This is a genomic window from Tunturiibacter empetritectus (genome assembly GCF_014201375.1).
GTDB classification, from domain to species: domain Bacteria; phylum Acidobacteriota; class Terriglobia; order Terriglobales; family Acidobacteriaceae; genus Edaphobacter; species Edaphobacter lichenicola_D.
Genome location: NZ_JACHDZ010000003.1, coordinates 239359 through 256517, shown reverse-complemented (window position 1 = coordinate 256517; position 17159 = coordinate 239359). Strand labels below are relative to the sequence as shown.

Sequence of the window (17159 nt, the reverse complement as noted above, 5' to 3'; positions counted from 1 at the left end):
TCAGGAGTCAATGATCCGGGAACCGAGCTAACGTATCACGTTACGGCTCCCGCTTTCGTCCCTTGATCTGTGAAATCTTGATCTGCGAAATCTCCTCCATCCGCTGCGCCAGCAGCTTCTCTCGCCCTTCATTCGTCGGATGATAGTAGCGCCGTCCCGCCAACCCCGCCGGCAGACACTCCATATCCGCCACGCGCCCCTCCACATCATGCGCGTACTGATAGTCCTTGCCGTAGTCGAGCGACTTCATCAACTTCGTCGGAGCATTCCGCAGATGCAGCGGCACCGGCTCCGCAGCCGTCGCCTCAATATCCGCCTTCACCGCACCATAGGCCGTATAAACCGCATTCGACTTCGGAGCCAGCGCCAGATAAACCACCGCCTGCGCCAACGCCAGTTCCCCCTCCGGATGCCCCAGAAAATGCATCGCATCCCGCGCACTCAAACAAAGATTCAGCGCCTCAGGAGCGGCCAACCCAATATCCTCCACCGCCATCCGCACAATCCGCCGCGCGCAGTACATCGGATCTTCCCCAGCCTCAAGCATCCGTCCCAGCCAGTACATCGCCGCATCCGGGTCCGAGTTCCTCACGCTCTTATGCAGCGCCGAGATAATGTCATAGTGCTGCTCGCCCTTCTTGTCATAGAGCAACACCCGCCGCTGCAAAGCCTCCGCCGCCAGCGCCTTCGTAATCAGCCTCTCCCCGCGCCCCGCTGGTTCCAGGGAGACAGCAAGCTTCGCCGCCACATCCAGCGCATTCAGAGCATTCCTCGCATCCCCACTCGAGTAAGAAGCAATCGTAGCCAGCGCTTCCTCATCCGCTTCAACGCCACTAGCTCCCAGCCCACGCTCAACATCCACCAGCGAGCGACGCAGCAGCCCGACAATCTGCTCCTCCGTCAACGCCACCAGCGTATACACCCTGCACCGCGACAGCAGCGCCGCATTGATCTCAAACGAAGGATTCTCCGTCGTAGCCCCAATCAGCCGAATCGTCCCCCGCTCCACATAAGGCAGAAACGCATCCTGCTGCGCCTTGTTGAATCGGTGTATCTCATCCACAAACAGAATCGTCCGCGACCCAAAACTCGCAGCCTTCTCCGCCTCCACCATCACATTCTTGATCTCTTTGATTCCACTCAACACCGCAGAGAACTCAATAAAGCTAGCCTCCGTCATCTGCGCAATAATCTTCGCCAGCGTAGTCTTCCCAGTCCCCGGAGGCCCCCAGAAGATCATCGACGTAGGGTCATCGCCTTCAATCGCCAACCGCAGCGGCTTGCCCACACCCAGCAGATGATCCTGGCCGACATACTCCGCAAGCGTCCGCGGCCGCATCCTCTCCGCCAACGGCGTCTGCCGCCCCCGCGCAGCCGGAGCACTCATCGGACTAGCATCAAACAAACTCATTCCTCTCCCTCACTCCCTGCAAAAATCGCCGTCATCTCGACCGGAGGCGGCGCAATTTGCCGCCGCAGTGGAGAGACCCCCGTATTTCGTCTTTGTTGTCGTTGTTCTCCTCAATGCGTCACAAATGCGAGGGGGCCCCATCCATCGCAGTCTCATCGCGATGGGTGGGATAGTAGAAGATCGCATCACCATAGTCCTGGACTCACTCCTGCAGTGATTCATGATCCGGAGACCTTTCGCACCGCTCGTTGCCGGCTCGCCTCATACAACAACAAACTCCCAGCCACCGCAGCATTCAAGCTCTCCACCGGCCCAGGGCAGGGAATAGTCACCCGCGCATCGCACACCGCCATCCACTCCGCCGCCAGCCCGCTGCCTTCATTCCCAATCAACACCGCACAAGCCGCCACAAAATCCATCTCCTGCGCCGCAACCACACCAGAATCATCCGCCCCCACAGCGGCAATCAACCGAACCCCGCGCCCCTTCAACTCCGCAACCTCCGCAGCAGTCACACCAACCACCGGCACGCGAAACACGCTCCCCACACTAGCCCGCAGCGCCTTCTGATTCCACGCACTCACAGTCCCAGGCGTCGTCAGCACTCCACTCGCACCAAACGCCTCCGCCGACCGCACCAGCGTCCCCAGATTCCCCGGATCCTGCACGCCCGCAGCAATCAAAATCAAAGTCGCCGCCGCGCCCTCAAACAAATCCGCCAAAGTCTTAACCGGTGGCACCATCAAAGCCGCCACCCCCTGCGGCGACTGTGTCTCCACCACACTCTCAAACACCTCCTCAGTCAGCCGTAGCACCTCCACCCCACGCGGCACAATCCCCGGCACCGCCCGCCGCTCACTCACAAACACACTCTTCAGCACCATCCCGCTTCGCAGAGCCTCTTCCAGCAGATGATCGCCTTCAATCGCGACCATCCCGCCACTCAGCCGCGCATGGCCCTGAAACGCCGCCCGCAGCTGCTTCACCCGCGCATTCGCTCTACTCGAAACCACCAGCTCCGGAGTCTGCATCTCCCCAAATCTTACGCCGTCCCCGCCTCTCACTCGCCCCGCTGTCCTTGAGCCCACAGAGGCGGTATGCTAAGGTGCGATACTGCGGCATCGCCAGCAACACCCGGCCCAAGCGGACGGACCAACCGGCACAGGAGCCAGATTTGACGGCCGAAACACTCCGCATCCATCCCGACGAGCCCGAACCAGCGCTCATCGACTACGTCGTCGCCAGCCTCAACAACGGCAACGTCGTCGCTCTCCCCACCGACACCTTCTACGGCCTCGCCGTCGACCCCGTCAATCTCCAGGCCGTCGATCGCATCTACGACCTCAAAGCCCGCGCCCGCCATAAGCCCCTCTCGCTCCTCATCGCCGAGGTAGCCCAGGCCTACGAGCTCGCCCGCCATCTCGACTCCGCCTTCGATCGCCTCGCCGAAAAGTTCTGGCCCGGCCCGCTCACCATCGTCGTCAAAGCCGGCTCCAGGCTTCCCCTCCGAGTCACCGCCAACACCGGAAACCTCGCCCTCCGCGTCCCCGAAGCCGCCATCCCCCGCGCCGTCGTCACCCGCCTCGGCCTGCCCATCACCGCCACCTCCGCCAACCTCGCCGGTCACCCCGAGTGCGCCTACGCCACCGGAGTTCGCGAGCAGCTCGGCGACAAGATCCCCCTCATCGTCGACGGCGGCCCCACCGCCCGCACTATGGCTACGACGATCGTCGATCTCTCCGGCGGCGGCAACTCCTGGATGATCCTCCGCGAAGGAGCTATCCCCACCCACGAGATCGCCCTCGCCCTCCAGCACTAACGATTTGTCCTCAAACCGACCCTCTACAACTTTTTGCGTCGAGCCTCAAGGTCCAACCCTGTAGACTAGCTCGATGCAAAAGTTGAACTCTCTGGCATAGCCTTGGGCCTTCGCTCGCTCTCTGGAAAAACATGATCGCGCCTCAATCCAATCTGCGCAGCAGAAGCACCACACGCGGTCTCTACCTCTGCCGCGTCCTCGGGCTCTTGCTCCTCATCACCACCGCCTGGTGCATTTGGCTCTACGTGCAGATCGACACCGTCGCCAGCCAGGACAACGCCCAGCCAGCCGACGCCATCGCCGTCTTCGGAGCAGCAGAGTACCTCGGCCACCCCTCCCCCGTTCTCCACGCCCGCCTCGATCACGCCGTCGAGCTCTACCGCAAACAGATCGCCCCACTCGTCATCACCCTCGGCGGCGGCACCGACAAAGACTCCGGCAACACCGAAGGCGGAGTAGGCCGCGACTACCTCCTCGCCAACGGCATCCCCTTCGCCAACATCATCGCCGAGACCCGCTCCATCGACACCGAGCAGCAGGTCCACCGCCTCGCCGCCATCGCCCACGAGAACAACCTTCACCACATCGTCGTCGTCTCCGATGGCACCCATCTCTTCCGCATCCGCCAGCTCTGCCAGGACGCCGGCCTCGACGTCTACACCTCGCCCCGCCCCTCGCTCGGCCACATCAGCAACTACGACCTGACCATGCGCTATGTGCACGAGATCATCAGCTACACCGCCCTCCGCCTCAACATCAACGTAGCCTTCCTGCACAGCTGGCTCGAAGGCAAACCCGAAATCTAGTTAGCTGCTGTCGTTGCCGTCGCTGTTGTTGTTGAGTCGTTGTCGTTGTTGTTGTCGTTGCTTGTCCTTTTGTTGTCATCCCTGAAGGGGACCTGCGGTTGCCTTTTCTTCCTAGCCCACAGACATCGTCATCTCGAACGAAGTGGAGAGACCCCGCCTTCCGTCTCCAATTTGTAAAACGTTTCTTATGAAAATGAGGTCGCCGACTTACTCACAGCCACAACCAAACCACCCCTGTCGCAAACGCCGTCGACAAAAAATTAACCAGATCATTCCCCAGCCACCCTCGCTCCTCCACCGTCGCCCCCAGCACACTATCAAACACCAGGCCCGCACAAGCAGCGCCAAACACGACGGCACCCTCTCTCCACCCCGCAAGACCACGCGATCCCGCCAACACCACCAACCCCGCGCCCACCACTCCACTCAAACTCCCCGCAACGCTCACTCCTCCATCTCTTCCCGCCGGCACTCGTCTAAACTTCGTGATCAACCACGTCCTCCCACCCAGCGCCTGCCCAATCTCGGAGGACATCGTATCCGCCGTAGCCTCGGCCAGCGCCGCCAGACACCCGCCATACCATCCCGCCCCATATCGTGTCATAGCCGCGCACAACGCCGCGACTCCGAGGTTCGCCACCACCTGCGAAGCGCGCCTCCCGCTTCGAGCCTCCGCCAGACCACGCGCCTCTTTCCGCCGCATGCCAAATCGAGTCGCGACGAAGGTAAGCACAAACAGCGCAATCAAAGCACACAGCGCAGGCCGCGCAAAAAATCCCAAACCGCCCGGCACTCTCACCACCAGCGCCGAAATCAGACACACCAGCAGCCCCACCCCGGCCGCCGGCAACGTAGCCGATCGCAGCATCCACACCAACCCGGCGAACCCCACGCTGAACCCGACAGGGAAGAGAAGTGACCGCGCCGAGCCTCCCGCAACCGTCGAAACGCAAGCCTTGACCGCTCCCAGCACCAGCAGCGGAGCCACCACCCTGACCAGCCACCTCGACTGCCAGCGGTCCCGAGACCGCGGAATCGCCTTCGCCCAGTGTGGCTCTCTCTGCGCATCCCTCCCGGATCCCTGTATTTCCTCGCCCATCCCAACCTCATGCCATTCCGTGATTTACAATCGAACCTTGAGCATAGCCAACACCAGCACCAACGCGGGAGCAGTTTTGCACTTAGCAAGTATCGAAGCACAAGGAACCACCCAGTCGCGGCCACACCGGCGCTCCGTCAGGTCTGCAACTCAGGCCCTCCGCGCTACACTCAGCCTCGCAGCGGTCGCCGCCGTTCTGGCCTCGGTCAGTGGATGCGGCAACAACTACCGCCCCGTCGTCAGCGCCATCAACCCTGTCGGGCCCGCCGCCCAGCCGCAAAAGTTTGCCGTAGCCGTTTCCAACACCGGCACCTCCGCCAAACCCCAGCCAGGTCTAATCACCTTCGTGGACTTCTCGGGTGACACCATCCTCATCACCGCTAACGTCGGTGTGAACCCCTACTACCTCATCCTCAATGGCGGCACCACCACCACCTCAACCGCCAACACCGGATACACGCTCAACAGCGACCACACCTTCACCAGCTTCGACATCGACACCCAGCTGCTCACCAGCCAGATCCTCCAGACCACCCTGCTCCCCGGTGCCAATCCGGTCGCCATCCTTCCCGAAGGCGCCAACACCTACGTCACCGATCCGACCATCAATCCCGGTCAGGGTGTCATCTCGCAGTTCACCGGCTCTCCCCTCGCACTCCGCCAGCAGCTCTCCATCGCTCCGGCCTTTACGCCCGTCTATACCGTCGGCGTAACCGGTGCCCCGCGCGTCTACGCCCTCAGCCCGAGCCTTACTCCAGGCGCACCCGGCCAGGCCAGCACCATCGAAGTGGCAACCAACACCATCGACCCTACGCCGCTTCCACTGGGCGTCAATCCCGTCTACGGGGTCATGACCGCCGATGCCAAGCGCGCCTTCGTTCTCAATCAGGGCGACGGCACCGTCTCAGTCATCAACGCCCAGACCAACGCGCTCGACACGGTCCCGGTAAGCCAGACCAATCCCACTAACCCCACCAATCCCATCCAGCTCTGCATCGCTCCCGCGTGCACCAATCCCGCGACGGTTAACCCGCTCTGGGCAGACTTCGCCCCGGTTCGGAATGAGGTACTCGTCGCCAACGCAGGCGATGGCGTCAACCCTGGCTCACTCAGCATCATCAGCATCCCCCTCTGCTCGGCAACCGCTCAGGTCGGAAACCCGAACTGCGACCTCAATAATCCCGTCGACGCCATCGGCTTCGGCACCGTCACCGCGACCGTTCCAGTCGGCGTGAACCCGGTCATGGTCGGCGTCCTCCAGGACACCACCAACAGCCGCGCCTACGTCGTCAACCAGGGCAACAAGAACCTGCCCTGCGCAGCCCCTGGAGTTGCCGTCACCGCCGCCACCACCACCTGCACGGTCTCGGTCATCAACCTCAACACCAACACCGTCATCGCAACCGTCCCGCTACCTCTCAGCATCAATATCGATGCAGCAACACCGTTCAAAAACGGCCATCCGAACTACATCGCCGTCACCAGCGGCACGCCCACCGGCAAGGTCTACGTCGTATCGCCGGACTCGAACTTCATGACCGTCATCCGCACCGATACGGACGCCATCGACACCACCGTCCCCTTGCAAGGCGCAGGTGTCGCGGTTCGCGTCACTCAACCCTAGACCACACCAGACAACTGATGACCGCAAAAAGAAAGCCATCCTGCAAAGGATGGCTTCTTCCGCTACATTTGATCTGACGCTCTAGAGTTACTCTCCAGCAGCAGCTCCAACCAGGACAATCGGCAGAGTCGGTGTCGTCGCGCCACCTTCATCCTCCACGGTCACACCGAACGCCTTTGCCTCGACCCCTTTAGGCAGCGTCGGCATAATCACACTAGCGTTCCCGCGCGCATCCGGACGGAACGTACCCGCCGGAATCGGATTCTGTCCTGCGCCCGCCGGAATCAGCCAAAGCTCATACGTCTTCGAGGGCTGCAGCGGCTCCAGGTTCGTCGCCAGGAAGATCAGCGTCCCCTTACTAGCGACATAGGTCGCTCTGCCCTGTGGAACAGCCGGTGGCGCACCCTTCACGTTCAATGTCACCCTCAGCGCGGAGCTGTCGGTCATCGCATCCAGAACCTGGCGCGCCGCCGCTGCATCCGCGGTCAGATGATCGATCCTGCTGCTCTGGTCCGTCACCGCGCTGCGAAGCGTCTCGCGCTCTTTGTAGAGAGAGCCAGCCGCCACAGCCAGACCAGCAGCAACCGCCCAGCCGACCCACGGCAGCACCCTTCCGGCAACCCCCGGCTTCGGTGGTTCCTCCGTCGAGTAGAGGCTTCCCGCCGCACTTCCAAATTCATCATTCGCAGCCACGCTCGCACTCGCACTGGCAACAGCGGCAGGCTCAACAGGACGATCGATCGGAGTCGCCTTCTTCTCACGCCCGACCTGCTTCATCAGCCGATCCCGAGCCTCCGCAGACGGCGATTGCATCTCCACCGTATGGGCGTACATTGCAAGGTCGCCTTGAATCTCGGCCAACTCTCGCCGAGCGTCCTCAGACCGCTCCACATAAGCGGCAATCTCCGCCATCTCTTCCGCAGGAAGCAACTGCATGGCAAACAACGCCAGATCTTCCGATGTGATACGCCGTGGCTCGCTCATGCTGGGAACGCCTTTCTCAGCGAGGTGAGCGCGCTGCGGATTCTCGTCTTGACCGTACCTAGCGGATCGCCCGTCATCTCCGCGATCTCGGAGTGCGTCAGTCCATCAAAAAACGCCATCTCCAGAGTCTTACGCTGCTCCACCGGCAGCAGATTGATCACACCCCGTGCCTTCTCCATCAAACTATTTCGTTCCGCTTCGTTCGCAAGGTTGTAGTTCGAAGCCAACGCCATATCGTCGACCGATTCCATCGGGCGCTTTCTACGCAGCGCATCGATCGACCGATTCCTCGAAACCACAGCGAGCCAGCCGCCAAGGCTACCGCGAGTCGCTACAAAGCCATCAGGATTACGCCAGATCTGCATGAAGATTTCCTGGAGCACGTCCTCCGCCGCGGCCGGGTCGCGGAGAACCCGAAGGGCCACCGAGTACACAACCTTCGAATAGCGGTCGAACAGCGCCGCCATGGCGTACTCGTCCCCCCTCTGCACATGGCCAAGCAGAACAGCGTCGTCCTGCCCCGAGGGTGGTGGTGAATTCACGAGTCCCGTTTCTCTATACATAAAACGCACCCACTACAGTTGCAGATTGCAAAAAACGCCAAGTATTTAGGTTCCCTCAGGCAACCCCATGTAACCTCAAACAAGTTACTTCATCCAGTGCACACCAGAGCTACTTTACCCGAAAAATCGCCCTGTGGCAGCCCTTCATCACCTCCCGTATCGAATAAGCAATTTCATTTTCATAAAGAAAATCAACAATCCTTGTTCCTCACGATTAACCCAGCAGACCCGAATATGAGCGACCCCACACCTCTCCAGCGCAACAAGTCACCAAAGTCCCGCATCGACAAGCTTCTCGTCGATCAAGGCCACGCCGCCTCCCGCGAACGCGCCCAGGCCCTCATCCTCGCTGGCCGCGTCCTCGTCGACGAGCAGCGCATTGACAAGCCAGGTACCTCCATCTCCTCCGACGCCGTCATCCGCCTCCTCGGCTCCGATCTCAAATACGTCAGCCGCGGCGGCCTCAAACTCGAGCGCGCCCTCGCACACTGGTCCATCAACCTCACCAACCTCCCCTGCGTCGACATCGGCGCCTCCACCGGAGGATTCACCGACTGCATGCTCCAGTCCGGCGCAGCGTCCGTACTCGCCGTCGACACCGGCTACGGCCAGATCGCCCACAAGCTTCGCGACGATCCCCGCGTCACCCTCCGCGAGCGCACCAACGCCCGCCTCCTCACCCACGGCGAGCTCCTCATCCCTCACACCCCCACCCCAGCCTTCCTCGCCATGGACGTCTCCTTCATCTCTGCGACCCTCGTTCTCCCCGCTGTCCTCGCAGCTCTCAGCACGCCCGATCAGCCCTGGCAAGGAACCACCATCATTCTCGTCAAGCCGCAGTTCGAAGCTGGCCGCGCCAACATCGGCAAAGGAGGCATCGTTCGAGACCCCGACGCGCGTCAAGCCGCCATCGAGCGCGTCCGCGACTCCGTCATCGAGCAGCACGGCACTGACCTCGACCTCATCGACTCTCCCATCCTCGGCATGGAAGGCAACCACGAGTACCTCCTCCACGCACGCTTCCTCTAGGCTGTACCGACCTCTAGCTGGTCGGAAAGCTGGCTCGCGACCAACGGGAGCGCCAACCGAAGGGGTATACAAGTCACGAAGTGACCGCCGCGAACCGGGTCCCCACAAACAGGTCTTCGTTTGTGGGGTGGCCACGCGCAGGGCGCCCGTCCGGCAGGACATAGCATCCATCAATGCTTCCCAAGCAAACCACCCAGCGCATTGCCGAGGGGATTCGGCGGCGTCTTCCCACCCTTCTGCTGCCCGCCAAGCTGCCCGCCAAGCAAGCCCTTCGCCGCACCAACTCCCACTCCCCCAACCAGCCCTGCAAGATTCGGGCTGAACGTAGGATTGCTAGTAGTCCCGCCAATCGCCACAGGAATCCCCGACTTCAGCACTCCTCCGGCAAGCCCCCCCAGCCCACCCAGCGCACCACCAGCAGCACCGCCGCCCGGAATAAACCCGCCCAGCGCCCCAGCCAGCCCGGCCACGCCTCCGCCAGAGCTGGCCTGCTGCGTCCCACCCCCACCACCCGACAAGCCCGTCAGCTTCAGCACCACGTTGTAGTTCAGCGCTCCACCGGCACTCACACTCCCCGCACCGGTCGCCGTCCCCACTCCAGCAACATCCAGCGCAATATTATCCGTCCGAATATTTCCGCCCTCTTCGCGCACATTCATACTCAAAGAGCGAATCGTCGTCCCCGATCCCGTAGAAGAACCAATCCTCCCGCCCGTAAGCGACGACAGCGTCTGCAGCTTCGATCCCAGATCAAACCCCGCAAGCTGCGTGTTGTTAATCTTCACCGGCCCGCTGATCACAGGAGCAGCCGAGGTCCCCGTCACCGCCAGCGCCGTCGTCAGCGTCCCTCCCTGCAGCCGCGAGCCTGTCGGCAGATGCACTCCAACTGACGGCAAAAACGCCTCCAGCTCATTGATCGAAACAGCGTTTCCGACCACCTTCATATTGAGCGCCGTCGAAGGCCCGCTCGTCTGATACGTCCCCGACAGATTGATCACCGCGCTGCCAATCGTCACCACCGCCTGCTGCACCACGCCGTTCATCGCCTGCTCATTCTGCGTCAGCGTGAACTGCAACTGCACCGGCTTCGGCGATGGCACACCGTCCTTCGCCAGCTTGATCCCCACAACCGTCGCCGCTCCCTGCGCATTCAAAGTCTGCCCATTCGACTGAATCTTCGCCTGCATATCGGCCACGCCGCTGATCCCCGCATCCGGCGGCAGCACTCCCGCCGTCCCAATCTCAACATGCTTCAACGTCACCTGCCCATTCACGGGAGTGCTCGCATTGTTCGCCTGGTTGAACGGTCCGGCCGTACCATTCGCGCTCACGCTTCCACCATTCGGCAACTGCCCGCTCAAGTTGAACGGCGAAGCGCTCTTCGGAGAGACGTTCGTCACCTGGGCATTCACCTGGCTGTACACCGCACTGCCTGGCTTGCCCGCCGTCGTCAGCGTAATCGTTCCGTTCTTCACCTGCGCATCATCCACCGTGAGGTTATCCAGCATCGACGACCCCTCCGCATTCGCCTTTACCGGCTTCGGCGGCTTCGGCCCATTGCTCTGCACCAGCGTCAGCTTCGGCGTATCCACCAGCAGCTTGGTCACATGCATCTGCGTCCCGCTCCACGCCGCATCCAGCACCATGGCGTCGATCGTGCCGGTAACGCCATCCGAAGCATCCACAAACCCCGCAGCCAGCGGATCGAGATGCTTGATCTCAAGATTTCCTGAAAACGGTGTCAACGAAGCATCCGTCTGGTTGAACGGCCCAGCCGATCCCTTCAAGGCGACCGATCCCCCCGCAGGCAGATTCGCCGAAGCCTCAAACGGAAACGCCTTCGCAAAAGAAAAGTCCCTCACCTTCAAATTCACGTTTTCATACACGCGAATCGGCCCAGTCCCCACCCCGGTCGTTCCCGGTCCGGCGCCGACGCTAATCCGACCGTTCTCCACGTTCACCTCGCCCACAGTCAGGTTCGGAAACGCCTGCTTGGTCTCCTCACTCTGCGTCTGCTGGCCGCCCGTTCCAATCGTGGAGTAGTTCCAGGTTCCATTGGCCGCCCGCAGCAGTTGTATCTTCGGCGACTGCATCGAAAACCCGCGAATGACCACCTGCTTGCTGAAGATCAGAGGAAGGATCTCCACCCCGATCTTCACCTTATCGGCCTGGATAAACGGCTGCGTGCTGAACCGCGGATCGTCCGCAACCACCGCATTCTCCGCCACCAGGCTGCCCGACAGCACCGACAGATTCACCTTCCCGATCGTCACCTGCCGTCCCAGCGACTTCGTCAGCGTCGATTCGATCTTTGCCTTGAAGCTATCCGTGTTGAGGAACAGCGGCACACAAACAGCCGCAAGGACGATCAGCGCCAGAACAGCACCCACCGCAATCAGGACCAACCGTGCCGGTTTTCCCATGCCATCACCTCGTCCGTACCGTATCTAATTGAGATGCCACCGCCAAAATCGATGTTGCACGCAACTTGCAACTGAGGCCCGAGCAGCCAAGCCATTTCCAGGCTCAGACTGAACTTATATCAGCAGCAGGGAACTCGTGTGCCGCCTTCTGTCTGAGATGCAGCCGGCGGCCGGTATCAGGTTCAGTCTAACGGCCCGTCGTCACAGCTCAGCGAATACACGCGCTGCATCGTCCTGCAATACCCCGTCAAGGTTGCGCTGCTCTCGCCAGCGACCGGCTTTCAAACCCTGGCGGGTTAATCCGAGGCTGCTACGAAACTCTCTATAATCACGTTTCATGAAGACTCGTCTTGTGCCCTGCATCACCTTCATCTTCATCGCAGCAAGCCTCGTGGGCTGCTCCACTCGGCCGAATTCCACTTTGTCCGACAATAAAGAAATCATCCTCCGATCCGAGGCCGAGCTGTGGAGCAGGGGCAACCTCGCCGTGGCAGATGAGTTGTATTCCGCTGACTTTATCTGCCACTTTGTCGGGGGAACCGAGTGGAAAGGAATACAGGGTATCAAGGGTGAGGTATCAGGCCATCGAGCCGCATTCCCCGACTGGAACGAGAAGGTAGACGACATCATTGCCGAGGGTGACCGCGTCGTAATCCGGTTTACATCGACTGGAACCCAGCGAGGCGAGTTCGCAGGTATGGCCCCTAACGGCCAAAAAGTGACCATCCATGAGGCTGCCATCTACAAAGTCGTCGCTGGAAAGATTGTGGAGCAGTGGGGATTTCCGGATAGTCAGAGTCTCATGCAGCAGTTGATGTCACCCGCCACGGGTAAGTAGTAGCAGTAGCAGCCATAACACTTCGCTGTACAGTCCGAAGAAGTTGTGGCAGCAGCGAGTTTCGTAACAGGCTCATCCGTCCCCACTCGCACCCGATCTCACTAAGACAACGACTTCGAATGATTGCCTGCATGCAGTTACACTAAAGATCAATGCTCCAGGCCGCCATTATCTCCAAGCCTCAGAAGCCGGAACTCGCCGGGATCCTCCGCGATCTCATTGCGTGGCTCGAAGCTCGCAACTACCACTACCTGCTCGACCCCGACAGTGCCGCCTACGTCTCGGGCGTCAACCCCATCGCCCGCGTAGACCTCCCCAACCACAGGCCAAATCTCGTCATCGTCCTCGGTGGCGACGGCACCCTCCTCGCCGCAGCCCGCGCCTTCGCCCGCACCACCACCCCCATCCTCAGCGTCAACCTCGGCTCCCTCGGCTTCCTCACCGAGATCCCCCTCTCCGAGCTTTACACCACCCTCGAAGCCTGGTGCGACAACTGCGCCGAGATCGAGGTTCGCAGCATGATGCGAGCCGAGATCATCCGCGACGGCCAGATCGTCAAGCAGTGGGATGCCCTCAACGACGTCGTAGTCGCCAAAGGAACCATCGCCCGTATGGGCGACTTCTCGGTCGAGATCGACCAACAGGCCGTCGCCACCTTCCGCGCCGACGGCATCATCGTCTCCACTCCCACCGGCTCGACCGCCTACAACCTCGCTGCCGACGGGCCTATTGTCATGCCCAGCGTCAACGCCATGCTGGTCACTCCTATCTGTCCCCACCTGCTCACCATTCGCCCCATCGTCGTTCCCGGAGACTCCACCGTCAGCGTCGAAGTCGTAGGCGTCCCCAACGAGATCTACCTCACCGTCGACGGCCAGGAAGCAGTCCAGCTCAAGCTAGGCGACCTGGTCCACTGCCAGCGTTCGGAGGCTGCGGTCCGCCTCCTCCGCCACAGTCCGAACGGCCTCTTCAGCGTCCTCCGCTCCAAACTAAAGTGGGGCGAGCGCTAGCACTTCGTGCGGGCCTCCTGATGGTCGGCATCAGGGTCCCTCCTCCGACCAACGGGAGGACCAAAGCCCCAACCCACCCGGAAAAGGTATACAAGTCACGAAGTGACCGCTCCACGCGTAGTGGGCCCGTCCGGCAGGACACCAAGCAGCGCAGCGAGCCCAAAAATAATGTTGAAAAAGTTGGCGTATTTTTCAGACCCCAAAAAGTGACTGCTGAAACACCACATCAGCCACGCAATCCACCACAACCACACCACCAAAACACCACACCAAAACACGTGTTTTCGCCAAAACCCCCAGCAAAAACACACATCCACCACAAAAATAAAAAATCCAGTTACAAACGGTCCGTCGACCGCCGCAAAGTGACCATCGGCCCACTGACGGGGTGGCAGAAGACCTGCCCATGGCTCAGCGCGATCCTTCGCTGCGCCAGTCCCGCCATCTCCGGATCATGCGTCACCATCACAATCGTGTGACCATTCCTATGCAGATCCTGCAGCAGCTCTGCCACAATCTTCTGGTTAGCCGCATCCAGATTCCCAGTCGGCTCATCCGCCAGCAAAATCGGCGGATTGTTGATCAGCGCCCGCGCAATGCAGACCCGCTGCTGCTCGCCGCCTGACAGCTCACTAGGCACATGCGAGACCCGGTCGCCCAGCCCCACCCGCACCAGCGCCGCCCGCGCCTCAGCCTCATCCGTCATCGAGTGAAAGTACTGCGCCAGCATTACGTTTTCAAGAGCCGACAGGTAAGGGATGAGATGGAACTGCTGAAAGATGAAGCCGATCTTGTCCGCGCGAAATCGATCAAGCTCCGTGGCACTCATCGACGCAGTATCGACGTTGTCGATCTTCAACTCACCCGCCGTTGGCCGGTCGAGGCAGCCAATGAGATTGACCAGCGTACTCTTGCCCGAACCCGAGGGCCCTGTGATCGCGACCCACTCCCCGGCGACGATCGAAAAGGTGGCATCCCCAAGCGCACGCACTACTCCGCCATGCCCGGCGTACTCGCGGGTCACGTGCTTCAGCGCGATCACGGCGCAGTCGTCCCGCGTGCTTCCGGTTGGATCAGCCAGCGGTCCCGTCACTACCTTCACTTCGCTCACAGTCATATCTTCTCACTCCCCCTTCAGCAGCGCAGCCGGCTGCAGCCCGCGCAGCACCCGGGCAGGGAATAACGCTGCCATCGCGGCAATTGCAACATTCAGCAGCAAGACCAGAGGCAGCACCGACGGCCGCGGCAATGTGGCAGTATGAAAGTTCCCCTCGCTGATAGCCCACGCCGCAGCCGACCCCACGACAAAGCCCACCGCCACACCTGCAAGCGCCAGCACCAAAGCCTCCAGCAAAAACATTCCCATCAACTGCATCTGCGATCCGCCCAGCGCCTTCATCAAAGCGAAGTCCCGTCGTCGTTCGAGCACGCTCGCTGAGAGCGTCGCCAACACACTCACCGCCACCGTCAGCGCAATCAGCAGCACTGCTCCATACATCAGCGCGTGCGTGCGGTCGACGATCTTCGACTCTCCCTCGACCAGCTGCCGCACGGGCTGCACCTGCATCTCGGGAAACTCCTGCCGAAGACGCGCCATGGTTGCCTCGACCTTCGCCGCGCCTCCCGGCACTTGCAGCTCAATCACGCTTGGCCCAACTCCTGCCCACGCGGTGAAGGCGGCAAGCGGCATGTAAATGCGACTGTCTTCATCGCCACCGGTCTTGATTCGTCCGGCTCCATTCAGCGTGATGGAGTGTCCTGCGAAGGTCAGAGCAACCGCGTGTTCATTCCCAATGAACTGCGCTGCCCTTTGACCAAGCAACGCAGCGTCCGTGGCTGTGGCATCAGGCCATGACTGTACCTGCCACCACGAGTCCAGCCGCCTGACCGCAGCAAAGTCTGTTCCTGCCACAACTACCGGCGTTCCAGTATCGGTCGTCGCCACGGCATAGGCAAACTCTGCGGCCAACGCATCAGGCCCCGCAGCCTCCTGCACGCGGGCCAGAGCATTGGTGGGCAGAGGCGCCGAAGCCGGAGCAGAGAGGACAATGTTCGCGCCGAAGCTGCGAAACTCCTTATGCAACTTGGCGTCGAGATCCGCGTAGAGCGTCAGAAGCGCTGTTGCCACACCAGCCGATACCGTCATCGCAACCAACGCCGAGATGCTCCGCGCCCTGCGATGCACCAGCGACCGACGCAACATTCCGACGAGGCTCAGCTTCACCATCAGGCATCTTCCCTCAGGATCGTCGAGGGATCCATGCGCAGAGCTGTCCGGATTGAGGGCGAACTTCCCGCAATCGCGACCACCAGTGCCAGCGCGACGACAACCGGCAGCAGGACCGGAATCAACACAGCCTCCGCCGCAACGCCGTCACCGGCAAAGATCCTCGCGCCGAGCCACGCTGCAAGCCCCGAGCCAAGCAGATAGCCGATCGTTCCCGCGATCAGGGCGAGCAGACCCGCCTCCGCATAGAACAACAGAGCAATTGAGCCTTTACTCGCACCCAGCGACCGCATCAGGCCAATCTCCCCACGCCGCTCAAGAATCGCAGTCGCCATCGCCGCGCTCACCGCAAACCCCGCGGCCAGCAGAGCCGCAGCGCTGATCAACCACATCAGCCCGCTGATCCGCTTCAGCACATTGCCTTCACTCTGCTCCACGCGTCGCACCTGTTCCGCCTGCGCTCCAGGAATCGCCTCGCGAATCTGGTAAGCAATCGAGTTCGCATAAGGCCTGCAGTACCAGATCTCCCGCTGCTTCGGAGACAGGGAATCAGGATCGACCCGCGCAAAAGCATCCTCCGGTTTGGTCCGTGCGCTTACCTCGACACGGCGGACGGCATCGTTTGCGCCAACGTAGGCTTGCGCGTCATGGAGCGTAAGCAGAATCTCGTTGTCCTCTTCGCCGCCTGTCGTGACGATGCCGGCAACGATTGCAGTCAGTCGCGAGGAGGGCGCTGACTGTGTCCCTTGCGTGACGAAGGTGTCGCCGATCTTCAGGCCAAGTTTCTTCGCGAGATTTGTCCCAACCACCACGCTTCTGCTATCAGGATTGCTCCTGGGGATGGGCCATGATCCTTCGAGACGCCACCACGGATGCAGAGTCGGTGCTCCGGTCTTAAAAGTATTGAAGTCGTGATCGAACCAATATCCGACGGCATTCACAGCAATAAGCGGATCGCCAGCCTTTCGCGCAATCGCCATCAGCGCGGGCAACTCCGGCGAGACGCCGGTGATGTTGTTTCCCCAGAAGATGGTCTTAAGCTTCGCCAGCTCACTCTCTTTCAGGTACGCGCCACCTGAGGCAGGCTTGAGATCCACACCGCCGACCTTCACGTCGAGCAGATCTGCCTTGGGATAGACAACGATGTTCGCCCCATACACGGCAAGCTCTTTGTGGATTCGATCGCCAATCGTAGTCGCCAGTGCGAGCATCGCCGTCACGGCCGTCGTCCCAAGCAGGATCGCTACACCGGCCAGCATCTTGCGGCGGCGCTGCCTGCGAAAGCTCTCCATGAGGAGGCGAAAGAACATTTAGCGATTCCTCATC

General features: G+C 61.2%; 15 protein-coding genes. 6 read left to right on the top strand and 9 right to left on the bottom strand.

What is annotated here, in order from left to right:
* Positions 1 to 40 precede the first annotated feature (40 nt).
* Both HDF10_RS10085 and HDF10_RS10080 read right to left on the bottom strand, forming a co-directional pair.
* The gene (locus tag HDF10_RS10085) at positions 41 to 1411 is read right to left on the bottom strand and encodes a replication-associated recombination protein A (protein WP_183812967.1); all 1371 of its coding nucleotides are present in this window, start codon (positions 1409 to 1411) and stop codon (positions 41 to 43) included.
* Positions 1412 to 1629: 218 nt separating this feature from the next.
* Positions 1630 to 2442: a TrmH family RNA methyltransferase gene (locus tag HDF10_RS10080; RefSeq protein ID WP_260177795.1), complete on the bottom strand. Its 813-nt coding sequence runs from the start codon at positions 2440 to 2442 to the stop codon at positions 1630 to 1632.
* 143 nt (positions 2443 to 2585) lie between these two features.
* Between HDF10_RS10080 and HDF10_RS10075 the strand changes: the two genes are divergently transcribed.
* Together HDF10_RS10075 and HDF10_RS10070 are read left to right on the top strand one after the other, a co-directional pair.
* Complete coding sequence (locus HDF10_RS10075; protein WP_183812966.1) at positions 2586 to 3230, top strand: L-threonylcarbamoyladenylate synthase; 645 nt, start codon at positions 2586 to 2588, stop codon at positions 3228 to 3230.
* Between the two features lie 131 nt (positions 3231 to 3361).
* Entirely contained in the window at positions 3362 to 4036 is a 675-nt protein-coding gene (locus tag HDF10_RS10070) for a YdcF family protein (RefSeq protein ID WP_183812965.1), read from the top strand.
* Between the two features lie 211 nt (positions 4037 to 4247).
* Here the strand turns inward: HDF10_RS10070 and HDF10_RS10065 are convergent, their stop codons facing one another.
* Positions 4248 to 5135, bottom strand: a complete 888-nt coding sequence (locus tag HDF10_RS10065) for a DUF92 domain-containing protein (protein WP_183812964.1) — start codon at positions 5133 to 5135, stop codon at positions 4248 to 4250.
* A gap of 76 nt (positions 5136 to 5211) precedes the next feature.
* Between HDF10_RS10065 and HDF10_RS10060 the strand changes: the two genes are divergently transcribed.
* Positions 5212 to 6759: a YncE family protein gene (locus HDF10_RS10060; protein WP_260177794.1), complete on the top strand. Its 1548-nt coding sequence runs from the start codon at positions 5212 to 5214 to the stop codon at positions 6757 to 6759.
* 87 nt (positions 6760 to 6846) lie between these two features.
* On the opposite strand, the gene HDF10_RS10055 is transcribed toward HDF10_RS10060, so the two are convergent.
* Positions 6847 to 7743: an anti-sigma factor gene (locus HDF10_RS10055; RefSeq protein ID WP_183812963.1), complete on the bottom strand. Its 897-nt coding sequence runs from the start codon at positions 7741 to 7743 to the stop codon at positions 6847 to 6849.
* Positions 7740 to 8306: an RNA polymerase sigma factor gene (locus HDF10_RS10050; protein WP_183812962.1), complete on the bottom strand. Its 567-nt coding sequence runs from the start codon at positions 8304 to 8306 to the stop codon at positions 7740 to 7742. The genes HDF10_RS10055 and HDF10_RS10050 overlap by 4 nt, the downstream gene beginning before the upstream one ends.
* Positions 8307 to 8540: 234 nt before the next feature.
* Here HDF10_RS10050 and HDF10_RS10045 point away from each other — a divergent pair, with 234 nt between their 5' ends.
* Positions 8541 to 9335 carry a TlyA family RNA methyltransferase gene (locus tag HDF10_RS10045; protein ID WP_183812961.1) on the top strand — a complete coding sequence of 265 codons (795 nt, stop codon included), beginning with the start codon at positions 8541 to 8543 and terminating at the stop codon, positions 9333 to 9335.
* A 170-nt stretch (positions 9336 to 9505) separates the two neighbouring features.
* Here the strand turns inward: HDF10_RS10045 and HDF10_RS10040 are convergent, their stop codons facing one another.
* On the bottom strand, positions 9506 to 11758 hold the full coding sequence (locus tag HDF10_RS10040; RefSeq protein ID WP_183812959.1) for an AsmA family protein: 2253 nt from the start codon (positions 11756 to 11758) through the stop codon (positions 9506 to 9508).
* 337 nt (positions 11759 to 12095) lie between these two features.
* Between HDF10_RS10040 and HDF10_RS10035 the strand changes: the two genes are divergently transcribed.
* On the top strand, positions 12096 to 12596 hold the full coding sequence (locus HDF10_RS10035) for an ester cyclase (protein WP_183812957.1): 501 nt from the start codon (positions 12096 to 12098) through the stop codon (positions 12594 to 12596).
* 152 nt (positions 12597 to 12748) lie between these two features.
* Positions 12749 to 13606, top strand: coding sequence for an NAD(+)/NADH kinase (locus HDF10_RS10030; RefSeq protein ID WP_183812955.1), 858 nt, complete (start codon positions 12749 to 12751; stop codon positions 13604 to 13606).
* A 337-nt stretch (positions 13607 to 13943) separates the two neighbouring features.
* On the opposite strand, the gene HDF10_RS10025 is transcribed toward HDF10_RS10030, so the two are convergent.
* Genes HDF10_RS10025 through HDF10_RS10015 form a run of 3 tightly spaced genes read right to left on the bottom strand, consistent with a single transcriptional unit; the run spans position 13944 to position 17143 of the window.
* Complete coding sequence (locus HDF10_RS10025; protein WP_183812953.1) at positions 13944 to 14723, bottom strand: ABC transporter ATP-binding protein; 780 nt, start codon at positions 14721 to 14723, stop codon at positions 13944 to 13946.
* 6 nt (positions 14724 to 14729) lie between these two features.
* Positions 14730 to 15833 (bottom strand): ABC transporter permease, encoded by a 1104-nt coding sequence (locus tag HDF10_RS10020; RefSeq protein ID WP_183812951.1) that lies wholly within the window; start codon positions 15831 to 15833, stop codon positions 14730 to 14732.
* A complete protein-coding gene (locus HDF10_RS10015; RefSeq protein WP_183812949.1) occupies positions 15833 to 17143 on the bottom strand; it encodes an ABC transporter permease in 1311 nt (436 codons plus the stop codon). Before HDF10_RS10015 ends, HDF10_RS10020 begins: the two co-directional genes overlap by 1 nt.
* Between the last annotated feature and the right edge of the window lie 16 nt (positions 17144 to 17159).

Excerpts from the sequence above, each read along its gene's own strand:
- HDF10_RS10085 (WP_183812967.1), bottom strand. The coding sequence starts at position 1,411 with ATGAGTTTGTTTGATGCTAGTCCGATGAGTGCTCCGGCTGCGCGGGGG.
- HDF10_RS10080 (WP_260177795.1), bottom strand. The coding sequence starts at position 2,442 with ATGCAGACTCCGGAGCTGGTGGTTTCGAGTAGAGCGAATGCGCGGGTG.
- HDF10_RS10070 (WP_183812965.1), top strand. The coding sequence starts at position 3,362 with ATGATCGCGCCTCAATCCAATCTGCGCAGCAGAAGCACCACACGCGGT.
- HDF10_RS10065 (WP_183812964.1), bottom strand. The coding sequence starts at position 5,135 with ATGGGCGAGGAAATACAGGGATCCGGGAGGGATGCGCAGAGAGAGCCA.
- HDF10_RS10055 (WP_183812963.1), bottom strand. The coding sequence starts at position 7,743 with ATGAGCGAGCCACGGCGTATCACATCGGAAGATCTGGCGTTGTTTGCC.
- HDF10_RS10050 (WP_183812962.1), bottom strand. The coding sequence starts at position 8,306 with ATGTATAGAGAAACGGGACTCGTGAATTCACCACCACCCTCGGGGCAG.
- HDF10_RS10045 (WP_183812961.1), top strand. The coding sequence starts at position 8,541 with ATGAGCGACCCCACACCTCTCCAGCGCAACAAGTCACCAAAGTCCCGC.
- HDF10_RS10040 (WP_183812959.1), bottom strand. The coding sequence starts at position 11,758 with ATGGGAAAACCGGCACGGTTGGTCCTGATTGCGGTGGGTGCTGTTCTG.
- HDF10_RS10035 (WP_183812957.1), top strand. The coding sequence starts at position 12,096 with ATGAAGACTCGTCTTGTGCCCTGCATCACCTTCATCTTCATCGCAGCA.
- HDF10_RS10030 (WP_183812955.1), top strand. The coding sequence starts at position 12,749 with ATGCTCCAGGCCGCCATTATCTCCAAGCCTCAGAAGCCGGAACTCGCC.
- HDF10_RS10025 (WP_183812953.1), bottom strand. The coding sequence starts at position 14,723 with ATGACTGTGAGCGAAGTGAAGGTAGTGACGGGACCGCTGGCTGATCCA.
- HDF10_RS10020 (WP_183812951.1), bottom strand. The coding sequence starts at position 15,833 with ATGGTGAAGCTGAGCCTCGTCGGAATGTTGCGTCGGTCGCTGGTGCAT.
- HDF10_RS10015 (WP_183812949.1), bottom strand. The coding sequence starts at position 17,143 with ATGTTCTTTCGCCTCCTCATGGAGAGCTTTCGCAGGCAGCGCCGCCGC.